22 protein-coding genes, 1 tRNA gene and 1 other RNA gene are annotated in these 23,745 nt (G+C 38.5%); 10 read left to right on the top strand and 14 right to left on the bottom strand.

The annotated features are described in order from the left end of the window. Positions 1-193: 193 nt before the first annotated feature. From AMET1_RS05470 to AMET1_RS05445, 6 genes are all read right to left on the bottom strand, one after another. Positions 194-280: transfer RNA gene (locus AMET1_RS05470), tRNA-Ser, on the bottom strand. A gap of 6 nt (positions 281-286) precedes the next feature. Next, an RNA gene (gene ffs, locus AMET1_RS05465) (signal recognition particle sRNA) lies at positions 287-601 on the bottom strand. 70 nt (positions 602-671) lie between these two features. After that, positions 672-1,463, bottom strand: coding sequence for a sugar phosphate isomerase/epimerase family protein (locus AMET1_RS05460; protein WP_086637489.1), 792 nt, complete (start codon positions 1,461-1,463; stop codon positions 672-674). A 10-nt stretch (positions 1,464-1,473) separates the two neighbouring features. Next, positions 1,474-1,890: an RNA-binding domain-containing protein gene (locus AMET1_RS05455; protein WP_086637488.1), complete on the bottom strand. Its 417-nt coding sequence runs from the start codon at positions 1,888-1,890 to the stop codon at positions 1,474-1,476. Further along, on the bottom strand, positions 1,891-2,433 hold the full coding sequence (locus AMET1_RS05450; RefSeq protein ID WP_086637487.1) for an AAA family ATPase: 543 nt from the start codon (positions 2,431-2,433) through the stop codon (positions 1,891-1,893). Beyond that, the gene (locus AMET1_RS05445) at positions 2,430-3,146 is read right to left on the bottom strand and encodes an anaerobic ribonucleoside-triphosphate reductase activating protein (RefSeq protein WP_161490793.1); all 717 of its coding nucleotides are present in this window, start codon (positions 3,144-3,146) and stop codon (positions 2,430-2,432) included. The genes AMET1_RS05450 and AMET1_RS05445 overlap by 4 nt, the downstream gene beginning before the upstream one ends. A 182-nt stretch (positions 3,147-3,328) precedes the next feature. Here AMET1_RS05445 and thpR point away from each other — a divergent pair, with 182 nt between their 5' ends. Both thpR and cca read left to right on the top strand, forming a co-directional pair. Further along, the gene (thpR, locus tag AMET1_RS05440) at positions 3,329-3,889 is read left to right on the top strand and encodes an RNA 2',3'-cyclic phosphodiesterase (RefSeq protein ID WP_161490792.1); all 561 of its coding nucleotides are present in this window, start codon (positions 3,329-3,331) and stop codon (positions 3,887-3,889) included. Then, on the top strand, positions 3,882-5,279 hold the full coding sequence (cca, locus tag AMET1_RS05435; RefSeq protein WP_086637484.1) for a CCA tRNA nucleotidyltransferase: 1,398 nt from the start codon (positions 3,882-3,884) through the stop codon (positions 5,277-5,279). The genes thpR and cca overlap by 8 nt, the downstream gene beginning before the upstream one ends. Before the next feature lie 62 nt (positions 5,280-5,341). Here cca and AMET1_RS05430 read toward each other — a convergent pair whose 3' ends face one another. Together AMET1_RS05430 and AMET1_RS05425 are read right to left on the bottom strand one after the other, a co-directional pair. Next, positions 5,342-6,475 carry a nicotinate phosphoribosyltransferase gene (locus AMET1_RS05430; RefSeq protein WP_086637483.1) on the bottom strand — a complete coding sequence of 378 codons (1,134 nt, stop codon included), beginning with the start codon at positions 6,473-6,475 and terminating at the stop codon, positions 5,342-5,344. Between the two features lie 236 nt (positions 6,476-6,711). After that, a complete protein-coding gene (locus AMET1_RS05425; RefSeq protein ID WP_086637482.1) occupies positions 6,712-7,626 on the bottom strand; it encodes a TIGR00269 family protein in 915 nt (304 codons plus the stop codon). A gap of 151 nt (positions 7,627-7,777) precedes the next feature. On the opposite strand from AMET1_RS05425, the gene cobS reads away from it, so the two are divergent. Beyond that, the gene (gene cobS / locus AMET1_RS05420; RefSeq protein ID WP_161490791.1) at positions 7,778-8,503 is read left to right on the top strand and encodes an adenosylcobinamide-GDP ribazoletransferase; all 726 of its coding nucleotides are present in this window, start codon (positions 7,778-7,780) and stop codon (positions 8,501-8,503) included. After that, positions 8,500-9,102 carry an NTP transferase domain-containing protein gene (locus AMET1_RS05415; protein ID WP_086637480.1) on the top strand — a complete coding sequence of 201 codons (603 nt, stop codon included), beginning with the start codon at positions 8,500-8,502 and terminating at the stop codon, positions 9,100-9,102. The genes cobS and AMET1_RS05415 overlap by 4 nt, the downstream gene beginning before the upstream one ends. Positions 9,103-9,499: 397 nt before the next feature. On the opposite strand, the gene argF is transcribed toward AMET1_RS05415, so the two are convergent. Both argF and AMET1_RS05405 read right to left on the bottom strand, forming a co-directional pair. Next, positions 9,500-10,393, bottom strand: a complete 894-nt coding sequence (argF, locus tag AMET1_RS05410; protein ID WP_086637479.1) for an ornithine carbamoyltransferase — start codon at positions 10,391-10,393, stop codon at positions 9,500-9,502. A 13-nt stretch (positions 10,394-10,406) separates the two neighbouring features. After that, the gene (locus AMET1_RS05405) at positions 10,407-11,801 is read right to left on the bottom strand and encodes a phosphoribosylamine--glycine ligase (protein ID WP_086637478.1); all 1,395 of its coding nucleotides are present in this window, start codon (positions 11,799-11,801) and stop codon (positions 10,407-10,409) included. A 272-nt stretch (positions 11,802-12,073) separates the two neighbouring features. Between AMET1_RS05405 and AMET1_RS05400 the strand changes: the two genes are divergently transcribed. Next, the gene (locus AMET1_RS05400; protein WP_086637477.1) at positions 12,074-12,589 is read left to right on the top strand and encodes a cob(I)yrinic acid a,c-diamide adenosyltransferase; all 516 of its coding nucleotides are present in this window, start codon (positions 12,074-12,076) and stop codon (positions 12,587-12,589) included. A 54-nt stretch (positions 12,590-12,643) separates the two neighbouring features. On the opposite strand, the gene AMET1_RS05395 is transcribed toward AMET1_RS05400, so the two are convergent. Further along, a complete protein-coding gene (locus AMET1_RS05395) occupies positions 12,644-14,497 on the bottom strand; it encodes a threonine--tRNA ligase (RefSeq protein ID WP_086637842.1) in 1,854 nt (617 codons plus the stop codon). Positions 14,498-14,746: 249 nt separating this feature from the next. Here AMET1_RS05395 and AMET1_RS05390 point away from each other — a divergent pair, with 249 nt between their 5' ends. Together AMET1_RS05390 and ribB are read left to right on the top strand one after the other, a co-directional pair. Continuing rightward, positions 14,747-15,388 carry a DUF120 domain-containing protein gene (locus AMET1_RS05390; RefSeq protein ID WP_161490790.1) on the top strand — a complete coding sequence of 214 codons (642 nt, stop codon included), beginning with the start codon at positions 14,747-14,749 and terminating at the stop codon, positions 15,386-15,388. Then, positions 15,385-16,032, top strand: coding sequence for a 3,4-dihydroxy-2-butanone-4-phosphate synthase (gene ribB / locus AMET1_RS05385; protein ID WP_086637475.1), 648 nt, complete (start codon positions 15,385-15,387; stop codon positions 16,030-16,032). The genes AMET1_RS05390 and ribB overlap by 4 nt, the downstream gene beginning before the upstream one ends. 300 nt (positions 16,033-16,332) lie before the next feature. Here ribB and AMET1_RS05380 read toward each other — a convergent pair whose 3' ends face one another. Together AMET1_RS05380 and AMET1_RS05375 are read right to left on the bottom strand one after the other, a co-directional pair. Continuing rightward, entirely contained in the window at positions 16,333-16,623 is a 291-nt protein-coding gene (locus tag AMET1_RS05380; protein ID WP_236629459.1) for a DUF424 domain-containing protein, read from the bottom strand. A gap of 34 nt (positions 16,624-16,657) precedes the next feature. Continuing rightward, on the bottom strand, positions 16,658-18,793 hold the full coding sequence (locus AMET1_RS05375; protein WP_086637473.1) for a minichromosome maintenance protein MCM: 2,136 nt from the start codon (positions 18,791-18,793) through the stop codon (positions 16,658-16,660). A 356-nt stretch (positions 18,794-19,149) separates the two neighbouring features. Here AMET1_RS05375 and yciH point away from each other — a divergent pair, with 356 nt between their 5' ends. Beyond that, a complete protein-coding gene (gene yciH, locus AMET1_RS05370) occupies positions 19,150-19,464 on the top strand; it encodes a stress response translation initiation inhibitor YciH (protein ID WP_086637472.1) in 315 nt (104 codons plus the stop codon). A gap of 202 nt (positions 19,465-19,666) precedes the next feature. On the opposite strand, the gene AMET1_RS05365 is transcribed toward yciH, so the two are convergent. Then, entirely contained in the window at positions 19,667-20,131 is a 465-nt protein-coding gene (locus AMET1_RS05365) for a type IV pilin N-terminal domain-containing protein (protein WP_086637471.1), read from the bottom strand. 208 nt (positions 20,132-20,339) lie between these two features. On the opposite strand from AMET1_RS05365, the gene AMET1_RS05360 reads away from it, so the two are divergent. Next, positions 20,340-22,976, top strand: coding sequence for an ATP-dependent helicase (locus AMET1_RS05360; protein WP_086637470.1), 2,637 nt, complete (start codon positions 20,340-20,342; stop codon positions 22,974-22,976). Then, positions 22,966-23,673 (top strand): hypothetical protein, encoded by a 708-nt coding sequence (locus AMET1_RS05355; RefSeq protein ID WP_086637469.1) that lies wholly within the window; start codon positions 22,966-22,968, stop codon positions 23,671-23,673. The genes AMET1_RS05360 and AMET1_RS05355 overlap by 11 nt, the downstream gene beginning before the upstream one ends. Positions 23,674-23,745: the final 72 nt, after the last annotated feature.

Here is a 23,745-nt window from a genome sequence, read left to right as displayed (position 1 = left end):
ATTACACACCATACGTTATGTCTTAACTCACATAACGGGTTATGTTTAAACGTATAAATAAATTGCCCTCAAAAAAAAACACACAAAAAAACCGTATATGGACATTTGCACTAGGGACATTTGCACTAGGGACATTTGCACTAGAGATTGCAACATAAAAAAAGAAAAAAAATCTAAAAAATAGATTTTAGAGCGCCGGGGACGGGATTCGAACCCGCGAGGGCGTAAAGCCCACTGGTTTAGCAAACCAGCGCCGTGGGCCAGACTTGGCTACCCCGACAATAGCCGGTGGGAACGCCAGAAGGTTGACAGAGCGACTACACTCGGTGTATATGCCTCCTCCTCATCCCCGCGACCCTCTGAGCACTGCGTGTTCATGGATGGCCTGCTCCCTTCCGGGCCTGAGCCGTTGTCCATGATAAAGGTATGTGCATCGGCCCTCCAGCCGAAGATCATACCACCATCAGTCCCAGAGGACGAGGAATCGACGTTAGAGACATATTCCTAAGTATAGTCCCTCTGCCTTCCCCCCAGCTTCGCCACCTACATAACAGCGGTTTTAGGTTACAGAGGACGCCGAACCCTCCGAGCTATCCCACCGGGAATATATGTTAGTGGTTACTTATGAATAAAATTGTTGCTATCTAGTTTTCTGGTGGTAGGTTGGTTGGTTATTCTGTTTTTTGTGTTTGTTTTGTGTATTCGTTCATTTTTTCTCTACTGGTCTCTCCTTCCTTCAGGTTTCTTCCTTCGATTACGTATATTCCTTTGTAGTTTTTTAGTTCTTTTAGTGTTTGTTTTATGTTTGCTGTTCCTTCACCGACTGGTAGGTGTGAGTCGAAGTCTCCTTTGTTGTCGTGTATGTGTATGTGGTTTATTTGGTTTTTTATCTCCAGGAATTTTTCGAGGTTGTTGTTTGTGTGGGCATGTCCTATATCGAAAGTGAATTTTAGGTTTGGTTTGTTGACTGTTTCTATGAATCCTTGTATCTCTGATGGATGTCTGCAGAATAGGTGTTCCATTTTGGGCATGTTTTCTATCGCTATCGATGTGTTTTCTTCCGTTGCTTTGTCTGCAAGTCTTCTGAAAGCTCTTATGGTTCTTCTCCAGGCTCTGTCTCTGAAGTGTACTGTGACGCTGGTTAGGTGGCCGGGGTGTATTGTTGTGCATTTGGCGTTTATTTTTGCTGCACCTTTTATTGCGGTGGTTGTTTTTTCTATCGATCTCTCCCATATCTCGTCGTTGAGGCTTGCTAGGTTTATTCCTTCGAATGGTGCGTGTACGGATAATGGTGTTTGCTTGCTTAGTTCTCTGAATATCTCTATGTTTTTTCCTTTGAGTTCGTGGTTTCCGTCTGCTAGTATTTCGACTCCATCGAAGTTGTGTTTGTTTATTTTTTTTATCATCTCTCTGGGGTCTAGTTCTAGCATGTTGAATGAAGCGAAGTATATGGGGTTTTCCATGGGGATTTCCTCAGGTTTGAGTTATCGGTTTTCCGTCTTCGGTTTCGGGGGCTAGCCAGTCTATTGTTTTTTGGAGTTTTTGTGGGGTTTCTTCTTTTATTGTTATTTTTATTGTTCCGAGTATGTCGTTTTCTTTTATGTTTATTTTACCGGATGTGGCTGACTGTTTGTTTATGGAGAATGTTGTCAGGTTGTTTTGTTTCTGTTTTTGAAGGTATGTTCTTGATGTGTCTAGGATTTTTTGTTCCCAGAGTTTTTTTCTGAGTTTTTTAAGTGATTCTTTGTTTCCAAAGGCGACTAAGGCTTTTTTTTGCTCCCTTTCTTTTATCTCTATCTCTATCTTTGGGAATAGTTTTTTTATGAGTTTTTTTATTTTTTCACTTTCTTCTGTTGGGTATATCGGGGTTTCGACTGTTATTTCGGTCATTTATTTTATTCCCTCTACCAATTTTGTTAGTTGGTCTTGAAATGTTTCTAGGCTGTTTTCGTTTTTTATTTTTAGGTCTGCTGTTTCTATTGCTTCATCGAGGCCCCATGAATCTTCTCGTTCTTCTTTCTCTATGAACTCGCTCCAACTTGCGGCGTCGTCGGATCTTTTTCTTTCTTGTATTCGTTTAAACCTTGTTTTCTGGCTTGATTTTATTGCTATAGATATGAATTTTTCATCGAACTCTTCTCTAAACCTATCTACTTCTTTTTTACCTCTTATTCCATCGATGATTACTAGGTTTGATTTTTTATCCTTAATCTCTGGGATTGTTAGTTCAGCTATAGCTTCAAGCCCGTTTTTTTGTCTTAATTCGTTTGCTACCTGACCTATGTTCTCTATAGTTGGCTCTAAACCTCTTTCCCGTGTTTCATTACGAACCGTGTCTCCCATTCTAACTACGGGTATCTCATCGTTTTTTAAAAACTTCGCCGCAGTTGTCTTCCCTGATGCCTGCCGTCCTACAAATCCAATGACCTTCAAATTATTTCCTCTCCTCTCTCAAATGTTCTAATCAATATTTCCGGGTAATCAATTTTTTTTGCGATTTCAATTAACTCTTCTCTAGTGAATTTCTCTATATCTCTGTACTCCATCTGCATAGCACTTTCGGGTCTACCTTGTTGAAGTACGTATCTAATATCTTTTAGATCATTAACAACCCGATTTACCTCTTCCCTACCGACTTTACCTCTAAATAATGTGGTTGTAACTTCTCGTTCGCCATTAAAATCAATCAAGGTGTTCAATGTCTCCTTTATCCTATCGGTATCGACTTCAACACCAGCAACCTCACTATACAACTCCTCATTATCGAGAGGTGCTTTTATGTCAAGCGATATATAGTCGACCAACCCCGATTCAACCAACCTCAAAACCCTGTCTGGATAGTATCCATTGGTTTGCAAACCGAATCCAAGGTCAAGGTCTTTAACCCGCCTAGCTAAATGCATTAAAACCTCGATTTGAACCGTCGGTTCCCCACCAGAAACATTCACACCCTCTATATAACGTGCCGACTCCTCCACCTCCTCCACTACCTTAGATATCTTAATTTCATCAAGACCCTCTAAAATATCATGGTTATGGCAGTATGGACACCTGAAATTACATCCTCTAAAATAAATAGACATACATGGTTTACCAGGCCAATCAACCGTTGTTAACGGTATTTTACCACCAAAATTAAGTTTCATAACATAGATCACCGATACATCGATAAGGAACATCGGATTTATATTACCGATATTTTTTTGTTTCTATTTTTTAGGGTTGGGTATTGATGTTGGTGTTGCATCACTATTTTATTTGGCATATACCGGTATTTGTGGTGGGGTTATATTTCTGTATTAGAGATAATATATACTGGGTGTTTTGTTTGAGGAGCTTTATCTCACTTGACCTGCCTAGTGAATTTAAGGATGAGATTGAGAGGATACAGCATGAACTATCCGCTAGTGGAGCCGACCTTAATCTGGTAGATCCAGAAAAAGTTCATATAACTCTTAAGTTTCTTGGTGAAATCGATTCGAACCAACTTAAAAAAGTAGTTAGCGGTGTTGAAAATGCTGTTAAGGGTTTTAATAGTTTTAAAGCCTCTATCGAAGAGGTTGGTGTGTTCCCTGATATAGGTTACATAAAAGTGGTGTGGCTGGGAGTGGATAAAGGTAGCGAAAAGGTTGTTGACTTGCATAAACGTATCGAAAGAGAAATGGTTTCTATTGGATTTAGTGAAGAGGAGCATGAGTTCGTTCCACACGCAACACTAGCTCGAGTTAAGAGCGGTCGTAACAAAGAAAGGTTAGTTGATGCATTAAAGAAGAATGAGGGTATTTATGTTGGAGAAACAACCTTCGATGTTGTCAAGATAAAGAAAAGTGAGTTAAAGCCGGAGGGTCCGGAGTACACCGATCTCAAGGAGGTTAAGTTAGTTGGATGACCTGGAAAACGTTTTAAACCAAGTTTTGAATAAAGTAGATCCAAGTAATAGGGAGCGGGAGAAAGCAGTTGAAACGATCGATAAAGTCAAGAATATTGTCCAAATAGTTGGCGATGAAATCGGGGTTAAAGTTAATCCGAGAACAGTAGGCTCCGTTGCACGTGGAACATGGATCTCAGGAGACCGTGACATAGACATCTTCTTAGTTCTCCCTAAAAACCTCAGCGAGAAAGAGTTCAGAAAAAAAGGGTTAAAGCTTGCAAGAAAGACAGCCGAACACGCAGATAGTTATGTCGAAGAATTCGCCGAACATCCATACATAACAGCTAGGTTCGGGGAGTTCGATGTTGACATAGTTCCCTGCTACAAAGCCGAAAACTACCAAGAAGTTACCTCAGCCGTGGACAGAACACCACTCCACGATGACTACGTCAGCAATAAACTAAACAAAGAACTAAAAAACAGTATAAAACTACTAAAAAGATTCATGAAGGGAATCGGGGTTTATGGAGCCGAATTCAAAATCGGTGGTTTCTCAGGATACCTAACGGAGTTACTAGCGTTAAACTACCAAAAAAATGGAGATAACCCCCACCCAACATTCACTAACACATTAAAACAAGCCTCAAAATGGAGTTATGGCGAAACAATCGATATAAAAGGATATAAAACAGCAAGCAGTTTTAATGGCCCATTAATAGTGATCGATCCAGTTGACCCCAACCGAAACGTCGCCGCAGCATTAACAAAAAAAAGATGGGCTGAATTTACATCCGCAGCACACCTATTCCTCCAGAACCCAAAAACCGATTACTTCTATCCCAGCAAAATAAAACCATACAACAGTAAAAAACTAAAAGAGATAATTAAAAAGAGAAAAACCAAACTAATCCTACTAGACTTCGATAAACCTGAAGTGGTGGATGACACACTCTACCCCCAACTAAGGAAAACAGCGAACTGGATAGAGCAATTACTCGAAAACAAAGGTTTCGATGTAATAAGAAGCGAAATAAACGGAGAAACAGGTGCTTATGTCTTAATCGAACTGAAAGAAAAAAACCTTCCATCAGTAGAAAAACACTATGGACCCCCAGTAACATCAAAAAAACATAGCCAAAGCTTCCTAGAAAAATATATAGATAACGACATACATTCAGGACCCTACATCGAAGAAGACAGATGGGTTGTAGAAAGAAAAAGAAAGGAAAAAAAACCCACCAACATAATTTTAGAGAGAATCAAAGACCCAAAACTCACCGGTGTCGGTAAAGACCTAATAAAAACCGAAGTTGAAATACTAGAAGACCAAGAAATTCTCGATGTCAACAACAGGTTTTTAACCGAATATTTTATTGGAAAACCACACTGGCTGGAAAATCATAAATAAAAACCCCCAGCATGGGGTTTTTTGGTATTTAGGGTGTCTTGTTTAAGGCTTTTTATTTTAGGTTATAACATCCCTAATGGCATTTTATTCAGTTTTGATAGTACTTTTTTTCTAGCTTTCTCTAGAGAGAACTCTGTTTTTATCTCTCCGTTTTCTATTATTTTTTCAAGTAATGGTTCTGCATTTTCTGGTGGTATTTCTTTTTCTATCATTATTGCGTCATCGAAATCTTCCCACCTATACACCTGTTTTTTGCCACTGTATTTTCCTTTTTTGGCTGAATATTCACCATCAACCATAACTATATCCATCCCGAAATCAATCGGGAACACACCGCTTACAGATGTGCCTACACCGAAACCATCGACTATATCACGGAGCTCTAATATATCTTCTTCATCTATGCCACCGCTAATAAATATCTCAACATCCTCTCTATTTCTTAAGTCAAGTTCCCACCTAATCTCCATTATGATTTCGCGGAAATCTCCTCTACGGGAACTAGGGGTGTCCAGTCTGATTGCATCTAAATCATCTCCTAGTTCTTCAATTGCCCGTATTACCTCGTCTTTCTCATCACTATATGTATCACACAGCATTATACGCGGTATATCTTTATTTAAAACATCGTTGTAGGCACTCCAAGCTTTTTCCTGATCTCTAAAACAGATTACTAGTGAATGAGGCATTGTTCCACTTGCCTCTATTCCGAACATCTCTTCACCAGCGGTATTACTTATACCGTCCATCCCACCAAGGTATGCAGACCTCTCTATCAAACCAGCTATAGATGGATGTTGCCTTCGAGTGCCAAATGAAAGAACCTTCCTGTTTTTCGCAGCCTTCTTTATACGAGCCGCTTTAGTTGAAATCGCCGTGCTATGGCATAAAACCCCAAGCAAGGAAGTTTCATACCTGCAGAAATCGAGATAATTCCCTTCAATCCGCATAACAGGCTCACCCTCCATAAAGAAGGTCCCCTCCTCCATAGCATACACATCAATCGGTAAACCTTCAAGTAAACAAACAGCCTCCTCCAAACCACTAAAAACACCACGCTCACTAGCTGTAATCTCCGCTACAACAAAAGGGTTAACACCTTTATCTCTCAATATCTCTTCAGTCCGATTTAAATAAACATCCGTAGTCTTACCATCCCTAATAAAATCCTTATCAACATTATATAGATCAGTCATATACAAACACCAACAATAGGAAACAAAACTTCTTAATCAAACTCTACAAACACTACCAAATTGTATCTAACACAATTTAACTCTATCTAACAAAAACAAAAAAAATTAGAACACAAACAAAAAAAACCAAACAAAAACCCATAGAAATAAAAATAAAAATAAAAATAGAGATAATAAACGAAAAACAAGTTAAAGTAAGAACAAGGTAAGTTAATCTATCTCTTGTTTTCAGGAGTTTAATGAGTTTTTTGGAGTTTTTTTATGATTTGACATGCTCTGCAGTTTTTGTTTGTTGTGGGTTCGCTGCATTTTTGGCAGTTATTTAGGTCGATGTTTTTTTTGGGTATGTTGGGTGCTATCTGGTCTACCGATCTTAGTATCGAGTATTTGGTTCCAGGGTGGTTTGTTTCATATTTGTTCAATATTTTCCGTGCTTCTTGTCGTAATGCCCAGTCTGAGTATGGGCATTCATCGAAGTGGGCGTCGACTTTGTTGTTGATTAGTGCGTAGAGGCCGATTTCTTTTTCGGGGACTTCTCGGAGTGGTTTTATTCTGGGTATGAATCCTTTTTTATTGTTGATTTCAGGTCCTTGTCTGGCTAATCGATCTACATCACCATCTAGGAAGTTCATTAATGCCGATTGGCTTTCATCATCTAGGTTATGACCTATAGCTATTTTATCAAGGTTTAGTGTTTTTGATTTTTTGTTCAATATCCAGCGCCTCAATATCCCACAGTATCGGCATGTTTTTTCATCTCCTACTGTGTTGGATATTTCGTCTAGTGTGTATCCGACCTCTTTTTTGAATGAGTATACGTGGTGTTCTATATCTAGTTCATTGGTTTTTTTGGTGGCGAGCTCTATAGATGGGTCTCGGTATCCTGTTATTCCTTCATCTACCGATATGCAGATTAAATCTAGGTCTGGCCATTCACCAAATACTTGGTGCATTATGTGCAGTAACACTGAGCTGTCTTTACCGCCGCTTAAAGCGATACCGATTCTCTGGCCATGTTGGATGTCACAGTTTTTTCTAAGTGTCTGTTTAACTTTGCTTTCAACGCTTTCCATAAGGTGTGTTTGGCAGAGGTGTAGGCCTGAGTATTTTTGGTGTATGACAGCTTCTTGACTGCATTTGTCACAATCCATCTAGGTATGGTATGGTCTCCAGTGTTTTCATATTTTCCGGGGTTTGATGTTTTTTCGTGTTTTTTTGTTTCCGAAAATTTTAATTTTGTTGAAGGTGCATTTGAATTGGAAGGGGCCGTTTATCTTACGGTTTTTTAATGGAGTTGGTTTGTTGGGTTTTAAAGATTTATTAGGTTTTTTTACAAGACTTCCTGTTAAAGGGGTTAGTTTCGATAGGGCTGCAGATAGTTCGTATTTACTGCCTTTTGTTGGTGTTTTTATTGGGGTAGTTTTTGGTGGGGTTGGTTATGTTGGATTTAGTTATTTCTCTAGTTGGGTTGCTGGTATACTAACAGTTATATCGATTTTTTTAGTTACCGGTATTCTTCATGTTGATGGTTTATCGGATTTTATGGATGCTGTTTTTGCTAAAGTAGATGTTGAAACAGCTAGAGAGATAATGAAAGACCCTAATGTAGGTATTGGCGGTGTTTTATCAATATTTATTGTCTTGCTTACTGGTTTGGTCGCTATTGAAGCTTTAGGGTCTTATAGTCCCTTAATTCTATTTCAAGCTGCAGTTGTCAGTGAGTTGAGCGCTAAATTCAGTATGTCAACAATTCTTGCTTACGGCCAATCGCCATATGAAGGTAGTGGTAACCGATTCATCAAGGGTTTTGATAAAAAAGATTTTGCTTTTGTGTTTGTTATCTCGTTGTTGCTTGGTTTTGTTGTCGGTGGATGGAGAGGGTTGTTGGTTTTAATCGGTCCTTTAATCGGTTTATTGTTTATTCGTTTAGGCAAGAACACTATCGGTGGTGTTAATGGTGATGTTATGGGTGGATCCAACGAGACATCTAGGTTTGCAACACTGTTGTTGTGGGGGATGTTGTTATGAAAGGTGTTGTGCTTGCCGGGGGAAAAGGAAGTAGGTTTACTGCTCGTAAAGAAAAACAACTATCACGAATCGGTAACCAAAGGCTTTTAGACATAATTTATGACAAGTTGGATAGGTCTGAGTTAACCGATGTCTATGTTGCTGTTTCGGAAAACTCCCCTGAAACCTGGAAATACTGCCGTAAAAAAGACATAAAAATGATACGGACCCGTGGAGCAGGATACATAAAAGACCTACAGGACATCACTAGGTTGTTGAAACCACCTTTCTTAACTACTGCATCAGATATCCCGTTCATAAAACCAAACCACATAAACAACCTGATCAAGATGGCTGAAAAAAATGATTTCGATGGCGGATATACTGTAGTGATTCCAAAAAAACTCTTTCCTGAAAAGGTGGATAGAGATGATACATTTAATTATATGGGGGTTGAAGTTGCTCCCATTGGATTAAACATCGTTGGAAAAACAGATAAAGAGAAAAAAATCTTCACATACAACCCTAAACTCAGTATAAACATCAATAAAACCGAAGACCTAACTTACGCTAGAAAGGTAGCTAAAAAAACATTGGTGGCCAACAAAAACAAGAAATAATCAGTTAACGGCCAGTTTATTTTCATCTTGATTCAGGGCTAAAACATATCTTCTTCAGGGAGAGGAGGGTGCCATGGACATAGATATCTAAATCCCTTTAATTTAGTTTAAAAACAGGGTATAGCTGTATAAAGCCTAAACAATCCAATCTCTGTTTTTTCGATTTCACTGTTTATGGATATACAGGTGGTATGGTTTCTCTATGTTTATTTAGGTTGGTGGGGAATGGTTTGGTGTTGTGGAGGTCTATTGGTGGAGTGGATTAGGTTGTTTTTTTTCTGTGTTTCTTTTTGGTATTTTTAGTGGTTTTTTGTGTTTGGTTTATTGGTAGTGTTTTTGCAGGGGTGGTGTTGAAAAAACCAATTTAGTTAATTTGTTTTTTGTTTTGTTTTGTTTTTTATTGGTATATGTGGTTTAGTAGTGCTTTTGAGGAGTGTAGTCTGTTTTCTGCTTGGTCGATTATTACTGAGTTGGGGCTTTCTACGACTTGTCTTGTTATTTCTTTTCCGTCTATTGGCATGCAGTGCATTATTATTGCGTCTTTTTTTGCGTGTTTTATGAGGTTTTTTGTTACTTGGTAGCCTTTGAAGTCTTTTTTTCTTTGTTCTGCTTCTTTTTCCATTCCTGTTGATATCCATACGTCTGTGTATATTATGTCTGCGTTTTTTACTGCTTGTATTGGGTCTTCTGTTATTGTGATGTCTGGGTTGTATTGTTGTGCTTCGTTGAGTATTTCTTTGTTTGGTTGGTATTTTTTGGGTGTTGCTATTGTTGTTTTTATTCCGGTCATTGCGTTTCCTAGTATTGCTGAGTTGCAGACGTTGTTTGTGTCTCCTATCCATGTGTATTTGAGGTTTTTTAGTTTTCCTTTTTTTTCTTTTATGGTTTGGAGGTCTGCTAGTGTTTGGCATGGGTGGTGTTTTTTGGTCATTGCGTTTATTATTGGCATTTCTGATTTTTCTGCGAACTCTTTTAGGGCTTTTTGGTCGAGCATTCTTGCTGTTAATCCGTCTAGGTATCGGGATAGGACGGCTGCTGTGTCTCCTATTTCTTCTCCTCTGGTTATCTGTAGTTCGTGTTTGTTTAGCATGTGGGGTGTTCCACCTAGCTCTGAAACGGCTACTGATAGGGATACTCGGGTTCTTGTGCTGTATTCTTCGAAGAAGAGACCTATGTTATGTTCTTTTAGTGTTTTTGGATGTTTTTTGGGGTTTTTTCGGTATTTTGTTGCTTTTTCTATGAGTTGATGTAGGGTTTCGGGGGTTATGTCTGTTATTTTTAAGAAATCCATTTTTGTTTCCTTTTTATTTTCTTATTTCTTTCATGTTTTGTTTGCTTTCTTGTATGTGTTCTTTGGATGCTATGTCCCATCGGTTCCATAGGGCTCCGTCTATTCTTCTTATTGCTTCTAGTGATATTTCCCGTGCTTCTTGTATTGTGTCTGCTATTCCGACTGTGCTTACTGTTCGGCTGGTTCCTGTTTTTGTGACGCCGTTTTCTTCTATCATGCTTCCTTGGTGGATTCTGAGGTTTTCTCCATATTTTTCTTTGAGTCTATGTGCGTTTTGTAGGTTGATTTTTTTGGTTCCTGTGTATTCTTTTCTTGCGTTTCCGTATGTCATTGGTACTGCGTATGTTAGGACTGTGCATTTGTCTTTGAATTTGATTTCGTCTAGTTCTCCTTCTATCATTTTGAGGCATACGTCCACGAAGTCGTCTTTTATCAATGCCATTGTGTTTTGGCATTCGGGGTCTCCGAATCTACTGTTTATTTCGAATGCTTTTACTCCGTCTTTGCAGGATACGTATCCCATGTATAGTGGTACTCCACGTAGGTTTTCAGGTCTTGTGTTTTTCTTTAGTTCTATGAATATTTTTTTAGCGATTTCTATTCCTTCTTCCCAGTCTTCAGGATCCATGAATGGGAGTTGTGTTTTTTTGTATGTGTATGTGCCCATCCCTCCGGTGTTTGGCCCTAGGTCTCGGTCGTATGCTCTTTTGTAGTCTCTTACGGGTGGGGTTGGTATTAGGTGGGTTCCGTCCGAAATAAACTGGAGGCTCCATTCTTCTCCATCGACTTTTTCTTCGAGTATGACCTTACCTCCTTTTAGGTTGGGTAGGAACCAGTCTTCGATCAGTTCTTTTTTTGTTGTGAAGTGGTCTCCCCAGACTCCAACTCCTTTTCCTGCTGCTGGTGTGTCTGGTTTTACTGCTACTTCGATTCCGTTTTGTTCTATCCATTTATTTAAGTCTTCTATTGCTTCTTTTTCGGTTTGGTATTGGTCTTTGCTGAATACTTTGTATTCAGGGTTTGCGGATGGGTGTACTTTATCTATTATCTCTCTTTGTCGTACTTTGCTTCCTTCTAATGCGTATTTTGATGTTGGACATATGATCGGTATGCATAGTTCGTTTTCTATTCTGTCTCTAACTCCGTCTATGATGGGTCCTTCGGGGCCGACGATTCCGAAGTCTATTTCGTCTCTGTATTTTCGTGCGAACCCGAATATTCTATTTACATCTAATCCGGTTACTTCGTGGTCGCCTTCGGATATTTTAGCCATCTTTAAGTTGTAGGGATTATTTTGTTTATCTGCGATGTAGAATGTTACATCGTATTTGTCGCTACGTGAAAAAGCATCAACCATCGATGCGGCTCTAGAGCCATATGATACAATAAGTATGCCAACTTCTTTCATTAATAGACCTCAAAACTATGTTTTAGTTTGAATATTTCTGTATCTGTATTAAGGTTCAATTTAAAATATGTATAGTGGTTTATATACATTACATATGTGGGTTGGGTTTTTTATGTTTTGATGCGTTAGGTATTTTAGTATATGCAGTCTATTGGTTTAGTGTTCTTTGTTTTATTTTATCGGTTTTTTAGTTGGTGAAGTAGGATGAGGAGTTGTTTTGGGGAGTTAGAGTAATGTTTGTTGGAAACTAGTGTTTAGGTGGGTGTGTATTTATTTCGACTGGATATATTCGTGTTTATACTGGTAAAGGACAGGGTAAGACTACTTCTTCGTTTGGAGCTGGGTTGAGAGCGGTTGGAGCTGGCTATAAGGTTAAGATGGTTCAGTTTCTTAAGAGCCGTGAGGATTCTGCTTTAAAGGCTTTGAATGAATTTGATAATTTTAGTGTTGAGCGGTTTGGTAGGGAGGGGAAGCTTAAGGGTGATACCTTACCTATCGATTATGAACAGGCTGATGAGGCTCTTGAAGTTGCTCTTGATGTGGTTTTAAATGGTGGTTGTCGGCTTTTGATTTTGGATGAGGTGAATGTTGCTTTAGATCAGGGTTTGATCGAGGTGGGTGATGTGCTTGATTTGTTGTCTAAAAAGCCGGAGGATATGGAGGTCATTTTGACTGGTAGGTATGCTCCTGATGAGATTATTGATGTGGCCGACCTTGTTACAGTTATGACTCCTGTTAAACATTATATGAAGTCTGGTGTCAAGGCTCGTGAAGGTTTTGATTATTGATTAAAAAAAGGGTTAAAAAGGGTTTTGTTGGTTAAAAAGGGTTTTTTCCCTTTTTTAACCGATGAATTTTGGTCTTTTGCTTAGTTTTTTTGGTAGTGGTAGTGGTCGGTGTGGCATTTGTTTTGTTTCTTCTTTGATTTCTTTGATTAGTTGGTTGAGTTTTGTTGTTTTTTCTTTTCCTGTTTTTCTGGTTCTTAGATTTATTTCTTGGTTTTGTTGTTCTCGGTCCCCTACTACTATGATGTATGGTATCCATTCCATTTCGGCGTTTCTGATTTTTTTGCCTAGGCTGGAGTCTGTGTCGTCTATGTCTGCTCTTATGTTGTTTTTTGTTAGTTTTTGTTGGATTTTTTCGGCGTATTCGGTGTTGTCGCTGGATATTGGTAGTATTCTTGTTTGTGTTGGACATAGCCAGGTTGGGAGTGTTGGTTTATCCATTTTATGTGCGTTTTCTATTATTTCGTATATCCATCTTTCTATTGACCCTATTGATGAGTGGCAGATTATGCATCCTTTTTCTTGTCCGTCTTGGTCTGTGTATGTGATTCCGTATCTTTCAGCGTCTTCTATGTCGAGTTGAACTGTTGATAGTTGGCTGTTGCCTCCTGTTGAGTCTATTCCCTGGAATTCGTGTTTGACTACCCAGTAGTGTTTTCTTTCTTTTAGTAGTTCGATGTATGCGGGTTTGTCTGAGTATTGGAGTAGTTCGGTTATTTTTTGTTTGTTTTCTCTGTAGAATTCTTCGACGACTCTGAATACTACTGCGTACTCTATGTTTGTTCCATCTGCGAGTTCTGCGTATTCTTTGTATAGTTCTTGGTATTCTTTCCATCCTGATTCGAGGTTGGCGGTGAAGGAATGTATGTCGGGCATGTGGAATGCTCTTAGTCTTTTAAGACCTGATAGTTCGCCTCTTTTTTCGTATCTAAAGCTCTTGCTGAATTCGTATATTCTTATTGGGAGATCTCTATAGCTTATTATTGAGTCTTGGAGCATTTTGAATAGCCCGAAGTCTCCTGCGAACCTTAGAACTAGTTCTTTGTCTCCTTCTGGTGGGGAGACTATGTAGTGTCTTTCGTGGAAGCTTTCTCCTTGTTCTCGGATATCTGGTTCGTTCCAGTCGTATAGTATGGGTGTGTCTATCTCCATCGCTCCGAACCTGTCGACCGCTATTTCGTGTGCCCAATCTTTCATTAGGTTGAATATCAAGCTGCCTTTTGGGTAGAATTTTAGGTTTCCAGGGTCGCTCGATGGTTCGTAGTCGGCGATCTCTAGTTTTCTCATCGAGTCTATTGATGGTGGTTTTTCTGATGGCTGTCCTTTTACTTCTTCGGATAAGATGTATCTATTTAGGGGTTTGTTTTCTACGTCATTTTTTTCGTAGTTTGTTGGGTTGATTTTTTCTTCAGTTCCATCTGGATATAGTATTAGGTATTCGCTGGGTACTGCTCTTTTTTCTTCTCCTGTTTCTTCTTTTTCTTTTGTTTCTGGTTTTATATCTCTGGATAGTTCTGAGAGTGGATGGCCTTTGCAGCTTACTTCGAATGCTTTGTACCAACCGAATGGGGATCTCTGTGTTTCTATGTTGGAGTTTTGGAGTTCTTTTTCTAGTTGTTTCAGTATTTTGACGGCTGTTTCAGGTGAACCGAGATCTGGACTTAGATGTGCGTAGGGATACAGCATTACTCTCTCGGCGTTAACGCTTTCAAGTACGTCTATTATTTCTTTTTTTGCTTGTTTGACTATGTTTTCTGGGTTTTCTTCGTCTGTCTGTTCTACTGTTGTGAAAACTGCTAAAACTTCATCCATTAATCCTTCTTTCAATTCATCACTTATGTCTTCAGCAACCGGGGTTTCTTTTGTGACTTTATATTTGAAGTGATCGGAATGTATAAGTAATAATTTCATTATTTTTCCTCCACCAGGTGTTGATGTTCTCCATGTTTTTTCGTTCAATATTTCTGGAGAAAAACGGGTTTGGTCGTTTTTTATTTCAACCTTCCCTGAAACTTGATGTTTTTAAAACAATATATTTACGGAGATAAAAACCAACATTATTTTATCTGGATGTTTTTTTGTTTGGTTTTTTGTTTTTTTGGTTTTGTGAAAAACAAAGGTTTTATTATTTATGGAAGGCATCTCATTTTTGGGAAGTTGATGATTGATTCTGACAACCTCCAGTTACTTAAAACCATAGCTTTACAAGAAAAACAAAAAACAACAAACACCGAGTTAGCTCAAAAACTGGACTACAGCCCTCAAACCATATCAAGACGTCTAAACAACCTTGAAAAAAATAAATACATAAATAGAGAAGTCGATACAAACGGACAGATAATCAAAATATCCAAAAAAGGATATAACACACTTAAAAAAGAATACAAGGACTATAAAAACATATTTTATTTAGAGATGACCAAAACACTACAGGGCCACGTAATCGATGGAATAGGAGAAGGCAAATACTATATATCCCAACCTGAATACCAACAACAATTCAAACAGAAACTTGGATTCAAAGCATACCCCGGAACACTAAACATCAAACTAAACAAAAAAAGCATAAAAAAATACCAACTAATCAAACAAAAAAATGGAATAATGATAAAAGGTTTCCAAAAAGGAGAACGTACATTCGGAGATTCAAAATGCTATAAATCCAGAATAAACGGCATAAAAAGCGCAATAATACAGCCAAACAGATCACACTACAAAGACGACATAATAGAAATAATATCCCCAGAACGCCTCAGAAACAAACTGGAAAAAAACAAAGTAAAAATAGAGGTCCAAATATGAACGTAAAAAAAGGAATCAAACAACTCAAAAACGGAAAACCAATACTAATCTACGACTCAAGCGACCGAGAAGGAGAAACAGACATAGTAGCACCCGCCAAACACACAAACCCCAACACAATACTCAGAATGAGACGAGACGGAGGAGGATTAATATGCGTAGCAATACCCCCTAAAGCTGCAGAAAAACTCAACCTAAAATACACATCAGACATACTAAAACAAACAGGATACAAATTCAACAAAAAAGTACCATACGACCAAAGAAGCAGTTTCTCAATATGGGTCAACCACAAAGACACATACACCGGAATAACAGACAAAGACAGAAGCAAAACAGCAAAAGAACTCTCAAAAGCAGTAGAAACAACAATAAACAAAGAAAACTACAACTTCGAAAAACAATTCAGAGCCCCCGGACACGTACCAATACTAAGAGCAGCTAAAGGACTAACAAAAAACAGAACAGGCCAAACAGAACTATCAATAGAAATGGCACAGAAAGCAAACATAACACCAGCAATGGTACTATGCGAAATGCTAGACAACAAAACAGGAGAAGCACTACCAAAAGAAAAAGCAATAGAATACGGCGAAAAAAACAACATACCATTCCTAACAGGCAGCCAAATCAAAAACTACTAAAAAACCAAACAAAAAAACAAAACTATAAAGTTATTTAATAATCCATTACAACATTAATAATCCATTACAACATTAATAATCCATTACAACATTAATAATCCATTACAACATTAATAATCCATTACAACATTAATAATCCATTACAACATTAATAATCCATTACAACATTAATAATCCATTACAACATTAATAATCCATTACAACATTAATAATCCATTACAACATTAATAATCCATTACAACATTAATAATCCATTACAACATTAATAATCCATTACAACATTAATAATCCATTACAACATTAATAGTCCATTACAACAACCTGTGCATGGGGAACACCGCATACATCCATTACATTTTCCTCATCGATAACACCAACCTCGATTCCTAAATCAACGCTGTTCCTACCAATCAAATTACCTATAGTTGCATTATTTAACGCTTCTTTAATATCCTTTTTAGACCTACTCTCGCTACCATAAAAACTTTCCCGAATCGAGATCTTCCTACCCTCCTCGGCCAACTCCTTTCCAACCAAATCTTCATCGCAAACAGCAACAATCGTTTCAGCCCTCCTAACATGAGTTTTCATAAACAACAATAAACACCCCTAACTATTATTTGATTTAAGTTGTACGCAAGGTCTTTCCAGGCCTTGGCTCTATAATATCTCCTTTCTCCCTCAACTTCTTAATTATATCTTTAACCTCATCCTTATCTACACCTTCACTTTCAGCCTCACTAATAACCTCAGTCCTAGGAGCTCCTTCCTCACCTTCTAAACTCTCAATGACCTCCTTAATCAACCTGATTTTATCACGCTGGCTCTTACTGGTACCAGTTGTCAACATATCAATGTCATACTGACCTGTCTCAGGATCCATACCAACCTCTTTAAGACATTTATTAACTATAGTGGTTGCTCGTTCAGCATCAACAACCTCAACTGTTTCATTAAGCCTGGTTCGGGCGCTTGCTTCAGCTAAACGAACCAAAGCCTCAAGCTGTCGAGCAGTAACCGGGACAGGAGAATTCTCATCCTCACCAATCTCCCTAAGCTCCAGATAAAAATCTACCAACTCTTCTTTAGCATCCTCAGTTAAAACCGGAGTAATCTGTTTAGAATGAGCAATGTATTTACGCATCAACTCAGGCTCTATAGCAGGCTCTATATCCTCCAAAGCAGTATCCGCTTCACCAGATTTATCAGACTTCATCGAAATCTCACCCGCATAATGAGATTTAATTATATGGTTAGCAATCTTCTCATCCTTCTTTTTATCCGGTTTATCCGTCAAAGTAAAAATCAAATCAAACCTCGATAACAAAGAAGGCTCCATATCAATCTGATCCGCAATCGGTTCATACCTATCGAAACGACCATACTTAGGGTTAGCAGCTCCCAACAAAGCACATCTCGACTTGAGTGTAGATGTAATACCAGCCTTTGCAATAGAGATGCTCTGTTGCTCCATCGCCTCGTGCAAAGCACTACGGTCACGACTATTCATCTTATCCATCTCATCGATGGTGGCCACACCTTTATCTGCAAGAACCAACGCACCAGCCTCCAAAGTCCACTTACCATCACCAAACTCATCCTTAACAGCAGCTGCAGTGAGCCCGGCAGACGTACTGCTCTTACCAGAAGCATAAACACCTCTAGGAGCCAAATTAGAAACATACCTCAATATCTGCGACTTACCAATACCCGGGTCACCAACAAGAAACGTATGTATATCACCACGAATCCTAGAGCCATCAGGCAGTTGTTTAGCAACACCAGAAAACAACTGAAGAGCCATAGCCTCCTTAACATCCCTATACCCATATATCGTGGGCGCTATAGAATCAATTATCTTATTATAGATATCAGGGTCACTAGAAAGATCTTCAATCATATTCAGCTCTTCAACAGTAATCTCAAGGTCCTCAAACTCACGATCCATCAACTCAATGGAATTACACTCAACATAGACATCAAAAACAGTGCTCTTACTGTTCCTACTCTGCTTTTGAGAAGACCTCAACACACCATTAATTATAACACGATTACCAGGAACAACCTCCCCCGTTAAATCATCCTCCACAAGAATATTAAGATCCTGAGGCTGTTCAGCACCTCTTAAATCCTCAGGCCGCTCCTGAATCTGAAGCTTCTGAGAATCTATAAAATCAGATTTATCAACCAACAACTCAAAAGCATTCTTCCTTTGACAAGTCTCATCTGCACATTGATACGGCTCTTGATAAGACTCTCCCTCCTGACCAACCTCCATAACATTACCACACCGAAGACACTTAAAAACCCCCTTAACCAATTTAGGCCGTACTTCGGTCGCCCGCTTAACAATACCATCGATAGAAACAAACTTATTAATGTGATGGCTTCGAAGATTCCGAGCAAGAGTCCTCAAACGAGTCGGAAGCTCAATAAATCGAACATTAATATTGTTCAAAATCTCATTCAAACTCAATCCCTGAGACTCCCCACTATCAATAACAGGCTGCAACTTAATCTCCGTATTTTTAACAGCCCTTTCAGCCCCCAAAATAAACTTATCAGGCTCCTCAACCAAACGATCAGCAAACTCAGGGTCAAACCTCTCCAACAAAGAGTTATAATGAACATAAAGAGACTTCTCATTTGGATACTTAGCAACTAAATCCTTAATCTCAGTTGAATAATACTTCTCGAAAAACTCCTTAAACCTATCTTCAACCTCATTAATATCCAAACTCTCTTCAATAGTAGTAGACATAATCAACCCCACACATACAACCAAAAAACCATACCAACCAAACACCACAACCCAACTTCAAACCAAACCAAACTAATCCAATCCAAACCAAATTAAATTGATCTATAAGTAATATTATTGTGACAACTAACTAAATCTTCGATATATTAATAATTTCCTGGTAAACGTAATTTTGGTAGGTTCTAGGAAAATTAGATGGATAGAAAACAGAATAGATATATAAGATACTGAGTAATTTGAGAAATGGTGTTTATTTCGAGTATAAAATTTCGTTTGATGGTTACACCAAAAGATAATATCTGCATGGTCTCCAAAAAATAATAATATATTGGAGGAAAAATGAGGACTTGTAACAAATGAGTGAAGAAGTTTGCCCCAAATGCGGTTTACCTAGTGAACTCTGTGTATGCGAAGAAATAGCAAAAGAAGATCAGAGGATTAAGGTCTATGTTGAAAATAGAGCTTATGGCAAACCCATGACTATTGTTAAGGGTATTGACAGTAAAGACATTGACCTAAACGAATTGGCTACAGAACTAAAAACTAAATGCGCTTGTGGAGGTACGGTTAAAAATAAAAAAATCGAGCTACAGGGAGACCACAAACGTAAAGTAAAAGATATGCTGATTCAAAAAGGATTTTCCGAACAAAGTGTTGTACTAGGAAAATGAAGAAATAATTAAACGCACATGGAGGGAACCTAGGAACAACATAGAACAACAACCCTAGGGATACCTCCTAAAAACCAAAAAAACGGGTAGACAGCCCTCCTAAAACCCATTTAATTTCTAAAAAAATAACAGAAAACAGTTAGGCTAGGGTTATGTTATAAATCAAGACCTTTCTTTGAATATTTTTATTTTGTCGTGTTTTTTAGGTTGTTTTTAGTTCTGAGTATATTGTTGTTTCTGATGGTGTGTGCATAATTCTTATATCTACCCTATCTCCTTGATCGACTTGGATTTCGTTTATTTGTATTGAGATTCTTTCTCCACTGCTCCATTCGGATTTATCGGTTTCTTCTGCTATTTCTTCTTTGTCTATGTCTATTCGGTTGTTTTCTTGCTCGCCATCGAGGTTGTATATTATTATTCTGAGGTCTTCGGTTTTGACAGTGTCGCCTCCTTCGTGTATTAGGGATATTTCTTGATTGTTCATGTCTTCGGTTGAGATGGTTGTTGTTGGTGCTGGTTCGGGTATAGTTAAAACTCCCATTACGAATGCTCCTGCAATTGTAGCCATCACTACCACAACGCTGACCATTATTATGGCTCCTACTACCGAGCTTACCCCACTGTCATTATATGATGTATTCTTATTTTTTAATAGTTTCTTCAAAGTTTTACACCAGACTGTTTGTTCTGTTTATGTTAATTCGGTTTCTAATGGTTAATACCTTTTATATTGGGTTTTTATTGGGTTTTTATTTATTTTTTTTGTTTTTTTTTTGGTGGTTTGGGTGTTTCGACGAGGATTGGTTGTTTTTCATTCCCTGATTTTTTTTTCCAGTTTGTTTTTAAATCTGTAGGATTATTTTTTTCATTAGATGTCTTTAGAACCTAAATCTGAGTTAAAGGATGTTGAAAGTTATATAATTGATGAGGTTTTTGAGCCTTCTGTGAGGGATTGGTGGGTTGGTAAGTTTGGTCGTTTTTTCGATGTTAATGACGGTTATTTCACTCCTCCGCAGCGTGGGGCTATCCCTAATATTTATAGGGGTGAGAATACTCTTGTATGTGCTCCAACAGGGTCAGGTAAGACGCTTTCTTCTTTTGCATCGATTATAAATGAGTTGTATAAGTTTTCTAGAGAGGATGAGCTTGAAAACACTGTTTATTGCCTTTATATATCTCCTTTGAAATCTCTTGCTAATGATATACACCGCAATCTGGTTGAACCATTAAGGGGTATTGAAGAGATTGCTAGGGAGCGGGGTATTGATAACGATGAGATTAGGCATGCGATAAGGCATGGTGATACTCCAAAAAACGAGCGGGCTAAGATGCTTGACACAACCCCGCATATATTGAATACAACCCCTGAGACACTAGCTATCTTGTTGAATTCACCTAAGTTTAAGGAGAAGTTGAGGTCGGTTAGGTGGGTTATTGTTGATGAGATACATTCACTTGCTGAGGGTAAGCGTGGTGTTCATCTTTCATTGAGTTTGGAGCGTCTTCAGGAGATGGCTCACCAAGAGTTTGTTAGGATTGGTTGTAGTGCGACGGTTGAGCCTGTTGAGGAGGTTGCTAGGTTTTTAGTTGGCTCTGGACGTGATTTCGAGGTTGTTGACACACGTTTTATACGTGATATGGAGTTAAGTCTTAGATGTCCAACAGATGATTTGATAAACACGGATCCAGAGGAGATCAGCGAGGTATTGTATACAGAACTTCACGACCTTATCCAGGAACATGATAACACATTGATTTTCACCAATACACGTAGTGGTGCTGAACGTGTGTTGAAAAATCTGAGGAGTAAGTTCCCAGAACATTATTTCGATGAGAACACTGGGTGTCACCATGGTTCTCTTGGACGGGAGAAGAGGGTGGATATTGAGGAGAAGTTGAAAGGTGGGGAAATCGATTTTGTAACCACCAGCACCTCCCTCGAACTCGGGGTTGACATGCCACACCTGGACCTTGTTGTTCAAATCGGATCTCCAAAATCTGTCTCCAAGTTGTTGCAGCGTATAGGTAGGTCTGGACACTCACTGCATCATAAGGTGAAGGGTATTGTCTTTGTGATGGATAGGGATGAGTTGCTTGAGTGTTCTGTTATGCTTAAACACGCTGAAGAAGGTTTTATCGATAGGGTGTTCATACCGACAAACTGTCTCGATGTGCTCTCCCAACATATCTATGGCATGGCTATAAATAGTGTTAAAAAGCTTGATACAGTTAAAAAAGTTGTTAGAAGGTCTTATTGCTATTCAGATTTACCTGAAAGTAGTTTTGATAAGGTTATCAAGTATTTGACCGCGGATTACGCTGGTATGGAAGACAAGAATATATACGCCAAAATCTGGTATGACAGTGATTCAGGCGAGATAGGTAGGCGTGGAGGCATGTCACGCGTTATATACATGACGAATCTTGGAACTATACCTGCCAGTTTCTCTTGTGGAGTGTATACAAGGGATGATAAAAAAAGAGTTGGTAGTTTAGATGAACAGTATCTGGATAAACTCGAGAAGGGAGATGTATTCCATCTTGGTGGTGATCGATATGAATTCAGGTATCGACGTGGTGGGAAGGTATATGTAGACCGGACCGACCGTCCTTCAAACGTGCCTAGATGGTTTTCAGAGCGATTGCCTTTGTCCTATGACCTAGCGATTAAAATTCTTTTGTTTAAAAAGAAGATGCGGGGTTGGGTTAGTGGTGGCTCCGCTGAAGAAGCAGAGAAATATCTAAAGACATTTCCAATCGATGAAAACGCAGTTAAAAGCCTAGTTAAGATGTTTATGGAGCAGGTCATGTACTCTGGAGGTGAATCGATATCAACACCAAACAATTTCTACGTTGAACAGTATCATGACAGTGACTACCGCAAGAGATTTTTATTCCAGAGTACCTATGGACGTAAGTTTAACGATGGTTTAAGTAGGCTTTTAGCTCATGAGGTTTCCAGGAGACGTGGTGTAGATGTTTCCGTTTCGATATCGGATTTTGGTTTCACACTCTCCTTTTCAAATGAAATAGAGATAGATTTCAAAGAGGTTATCGATGGAATCGACCTTGATATGATGGAGAGAACAATGAAAGATGCTCTACAGGGTACTGAAATGCTTAAAAGGATGTTCAGGATAAACGCTGTACGTTCCTTCATGATACTTGAAAACTATAAGGGGAACCGAAAAAGTGGTCGTAGGCAGCAGTTTAATTCCGACATGATGATAAACTACGCCTTATCAAAAGATGATTTCGCAGTTGTAGATGAGACATACCGAGAGATTTTCTATGATAAACTTGAGTTAGACCATGTTGAACAGTTTATAAATAAAGTTCAAAAAAACGAGGTCGAGGTTACTCAGAAAACTGTTAGGTCACCAAGCCCATTCATGTTCGGAACGGCAACACTTGATTCAAGTGATGTAGTACTAGCTGAAGACCGTTCTTCCGTTATAAAACAATTCCATAAACAGGTTATTGAGGAGATTGGGTTGGATGACCCCTAAACCAAAAAGGATCGAAGTTTATAACTCAGCTTTATACCTACCCGATATAGATGTCTGCGTCGTTTCAGACCTACATATAGGTCTTGAAGATGAACTTCTTCGTCAAGGAATCTCTTTCCCACTAAACGAAGAAGAAATAATCACAACCCGTCTCAGTGAAGTTATAGAGAGATTCAACCCCCATAAAACTGTTTTAAATGGAGATATACTGCATTCTTTCGGCAAGATTTGGAGCGGTGTTTCAACCAAACTTGAAAAAGTACTAGATATATGTGGAGACTGTGTTTTGATAGAGGGTTCCCATGACAAAATGCTACCCACCTTAATGGAGGATAAAGATCGAAATATCCACAAACATCTCGAAATAGATGGAGTTTTTTTCTTACACGGAGATCGTGAACTACCGTTAGATAACCCTGAAATGGTGGTATTAGGCCATGAACATCCTGCAATCGAAATAGAGGGGGATAAACTTGATTGTTTTTTGGTTGATCGCTCAAAAAAAGACAGCGATTTAATATTAACCCCTAGTTTCTCACCGTTGACAAAAGGTGTATCAGTAAACAGGTTGAAGTCACGTGATTTTATGTCACCTATCATGAATCGAAGAGATTTAGATAAGTTTGAGGTTTTAGTTGAAATTGATAGCGAAGTATTAAGGTTTCCCGAATTAGGTAGCTTTAGGGATATGCTTTAAAATTTTTTTCATAAATTTAAGTCTTGTTTAACAAAACCACACACCCCTTTGTTTCAACTGGAAAATAGATAA

It is taken from the genome of Methanonatronarchaeum thermophilum (genome assembly GCF_002153915.1).
Taxonomy (GTDB): Archaea; Halobacteriota; Methanonatronarchaeia; order Methanonatronarchaeales; family Methanonatronarchaeaceae; genus Methanonatronarchaeum; species Methanonatronarchaeum thermophilum.
Note: the sequence above shows the minus strand (reverse complement) of the source record. Positions and strands in the feature narration are given on the sequence as shown.